This is a genomic window from Mesorhizobium sp. P2_D5 (assembly GCF_056404355.1).
In genome coordinates this window covers 1-3,816 of record NZ_JBFUEE010000020.1, presented here as the reverse complement: position 1 = coordinate 3,816, position 3,816 = coordinate 1, and the positions used below count along the sequence as shown (strand labels likewise).

General features: G+C 56.6%; 3 protein-coding genes. All 3 read left to right on the top strand.

The features are described 5' to 3' along the window. The first annotated feature begins 370 nt into the window (after nt 1-370). A complete protein-coding gene (locus AC1DYW_RS33045) occupies nt 371-826 on the top strand; it encodes a toxin-activating lysine-acyltransferase (RefSeq protein ID WP_477228976.1) in 456 nt (151 codons plus the stop codon). Next, on the top strand, nt 823-1,515 hold the full coding sequence (locus tag AC1DYW_RS33040; RefSeq protein WP_477228975.1) for a hypothetical protein: 693 nt from the start codon (nt 823-825) through the stop codon (nt 1,513-1,515). The genes AC1DYW_RS33045 and AC1DYW_RS33040 overlap by 4 nt, the downstream gene beginning before the upstream one ends. Beyond that, nucleotides 1,515-3,816, top strand: a 2,302-nt coding sequence (locus AC1DYW_RS33035) for a hypothetical protein (RefSeq protein ID WP_477228974.1), incomplete at its 3' end; no start/stop codon positions are given. The genes AC1DYW_RS33040 and AC1DYW_RS33035, both read left to right, overlap by 1 nt.

Sequence of the window (3,816 nt, the reverse complement as noted above, 5' to 3'; positions counted from 1 at the left end):
TATAGCCTGGCCCAGGTCGGCATCACCCAGCTCGACTTCACCTCCGCCGGCCGCACCGCCATCATGGGCGAGGGCGGCTCCGCCGTGCTGTCCGAAGGCACCGTGGATGTCGGCGCCGGCCATACGCTCGTCCAGCGGAGCATGTGTCTGGCGGCATGAGGCGCCCGCCCGAGGGCTGCACGCGAAGCTGGCAGGACGAGGGCGTTCGGGTACGATGGCTTCACCGGCTTCCCGCCGGGGCGGATAGGCATCCAGTCCTGAAACCGAGGCGTGGCCTCGTGTTCGACTCGCCACACCGGCAGCATTTCTGACGCATTGATCGGAATGTAACTGGACTCTGGCGGGTTGCATCGGCTACCCGAGTCTCATCATGCCCGCGCCCGATCTTTCCCCCGACCTGCCGCGCCAGCCGACCTCCGCCGAGCTGGCGGTCGCGGCGTCGATTCTGTTCGGCGAGGCGCTGTGGGTGCTGATGCAGTCGGACATGCACAAGGGCCTGTTCCTGTCGGACCTGGAATGGCGGGTCGTGCCGCCGATCCGGCTGAACCAGTTCCGCCGCTACAACGTCGATGGTCGTCCGGTCGGGCTGCTGACCTGGGCCAAGGTGAGCGAGGCGGTGTCGGCGCGACTGGCGGCCGGTGGCGAGCTGCGGCTGAAGCCGGAGGAATGGAACTCGGGAGAGATCGTTTGGGTGATTGATGCGGTCGGGCCGCAGGGGACGAAGGCAATGGTAAGGGACTTTACGGAGAAGAGCGGGCTTTCACCTTCTCTTTATACGGAAAATAATGAAAAGAAAACTGAAGAATTCAGGGTGATGAAGTCATGATCGGGGTGGTTGGAGTTAAAGGTTGTTTATTTGGATTCTCCGTCCACGGGTCGGCGTCGCTTTTGTCTCTATCTTCGGCGTTAGAGCGCCTTTTTTTAGCCCTTTTATTTATTATCTCCGGTCCGTGTTTGTCCCTGACCATCCTTGACGGCCGGTCTTTTGCGGGCGAAATAGTTCTTGGGGGCGTTGGGAATTCCAAGGAAACGGTTAGATTCAATTTTCCAGAGGAAGATGTTCAGGGGAGGGCAGAGGATCGTCCAACGCAAGCCAGTGTCGATTTAAAAATACCATCGAGCATCGGAAGAATTTTTATTAGTGTAATTTACGCTAATGAAAGCCCACTTCATATGTACAAACGTGTGTCTTCGTCTATTTCTCTTCTCCAAAAAAGACACCCTCTTGATGCTGGTTATCTTTACGGTCTTAAGAGGACTGACCTTGTCAGAGATGATCTGAGCGACGACGGTTATCACTATTCTCTATTTTTGTATCCCGATAAGGATCCAAAGATATTTTTTGACTGCGTCTCTGTCGAAAAACGTCCGATGCGATGCGAGATGAACGCGAGAGAAAAAGGACTCCTTATTCGTACGCATCTCCCTTACGGAAAGTTGGAGTTGTGGGAGAGAATAAAATCCGAAACTGACAATTACATAGCCTCTCATTGGGTATCGGGAGCCTTAAATTAATGGCAAATTACGTCATATCCGCTGAAGATTATCGTAATCTTGCGTCCTACCTGACGGTTGGTCCAGATGGTCATGATAATAGAGGTGAGCTGTATTACCAGCTTTATAAGTTGACTGGTGATGCAATTTACTTAACTACAGCCCAGACGGCGACTGACTCTGATTCTCAGGGAAAGACGGCCTGGGCGACAAATGCGGTTATTCAAGAGACGCTCGAAAACCCTTACCTTAGCGCTGGTCTGAAGCTTGCTGGCGTTATCGAGCCATGGGGGCACTATCCAGAATCCATCGAGGCCTTTTCGAGCTATATTGCAAACAAAATTTATAACTCGGCAGTCCTTTTGGACGATGGAAGTTATGTTCTCCCGAATAAGGATCAGGTTCTTAATACGACAGTTGAGGCGTGGGATGATTTCGGAATTGGCGTCCTATCTCCCCCGTTTTATTTCAAAACTCTGGAGAATGCAGGTCTTTCCGTCGTAAATGATGCTGGTGTCTGGCTTATTTCCGTGCGAGACACCGCTCAGACACCGGGCTGGTTGTTTTCTACGGTTGGACTTAGCGGCGGTAAACTAGTTGGCTACTACCAATCGGATGCGAGCGCTTCAATTCGGTATGATGAAGCAAAAAATGTCACAGTCGTCAGAGATCAAGACGGAAAACTCGTCGGGGTTTTTGATGAGCCCCCGAAAATAAATGGATCGGATGTTATTCTATCGACTGGAATGGGGGAGACTACTTCCCTCGATTCTTGGGGAAATCTGTCTTGGGGCCAAAGCCAGACTGTCGAGATAACACGAGCAAACGGAGATATTGTCTCTATCAAGAGCTCAGTGCTGGACGATGGCCAGCGAGAGATAACGCGGTCTACAGTTGTCTCTGATGGAACGACCACAACTGAAGTGGCTCGTTTTGATTCTAATTCGCCTTACACAATCATCGATGGGCGCATTTCATACCCAAGACTCTCTTACCAGACGACGGTCAACGGCCTTCTCCAGGATGATGACGGTAATGGAGGAGGTGCTGGCGCAGGGCAAGGAAATGGTGGCTCGAAGGGTATCGGTGCCGGAGACGAAAAGCCAGTAGACCCCATCGTCGCCGGCATTGTCCATGCGCTGACCAGCGCCTTCTCGTCGCTGATCACGACGGGGAACAAGACCGGCGACGCGATTCTACATCAGCTGACCAGCACGGCCGGCGATCACATTGTTCTGAGTCTCATAAAGGGCCAGTGGCCGACTCTGCAGGGTCTGATCTCGACAGGCTATGACACCAATAACGGCCCGATCGACCCGATCAAGGGTCAGATCCAGCTGATCGGCAATATCAGCAGCGCGGTCGGCGGCGTCTGGGGCGCCGAGGCCGGCGGCGATATCTTCAAGTCGCTGGGCCTGGATCCCAAGATCGGATCCGCCCTGGGCGGTTACCTCGCCAGCCTGGGGACCCAGGATCTTTTGAAGCTGGTGGCGCCGGAGACCTTCGATGATCTGAAGGGCCTGTCGAACGTCTTCGATGCGATCTCCAAGGGCGATTACAATCTCCTGCCCGGCGCCGGCCCGACCGACGGGGTCCCCTATGCCTCGATCGCGTCGGCGGTGGTCAACCTGGCCTTTGCCATCGCGCAGGGCCATGTCACGCCCCAGCTGGTGGCGCAGACGGTCGTCGATATCGTGCTCGCCTGCACGGGCTTCGGCGCGCTCATTCCGATCGCCAACATGGTTATCTCGCTCCTGCCATCGGGCAAGCCGTCCGGCACGGCGGGCAGCGAGCTGGTCGATAACCGTTTCGAACCGGCCCATGGCGCGGGCAAGAAGGGCGGCGATCCCGCCATCGCCGAAGCCATGGCGGATACGGCGGCGGGCGCGCTGAACGGCATCATCGCCCAGGTCGGCGGCATGGTGGTCGGTGGCGGCGACAATGCGATGCTGGAATATGGCTACCGCGGTTCGACCTTCTTTGGGCCGGGCGGCTTAGAGAGCAAGGACGCCGGGCTGGTCCTCCAGCAGGGCATCATCAATGCCGCCAAGTCGCTGGATTTCGACGGCGGCGACCCGATGGTCAAGCGGGCGATCCAGCGCAGCCCGGCGGCCAGCATGGACGAGCTGTCGGCCGATATCGGCGTTGCCCAGGCTTATACCGCCTACCTGAACAACAAGGACGTGCTCGACCAGGCGATCGCCAAGGACCCGACTTCGGACCAGGCCAAGTCCTGGAAGGTGATCCTGGACCGGGCGCGCCAGGTGCTGGCGCTCGACACGCCCCTGGCGGGCGAGAACGGCACCTTCGTCTCCTATGACG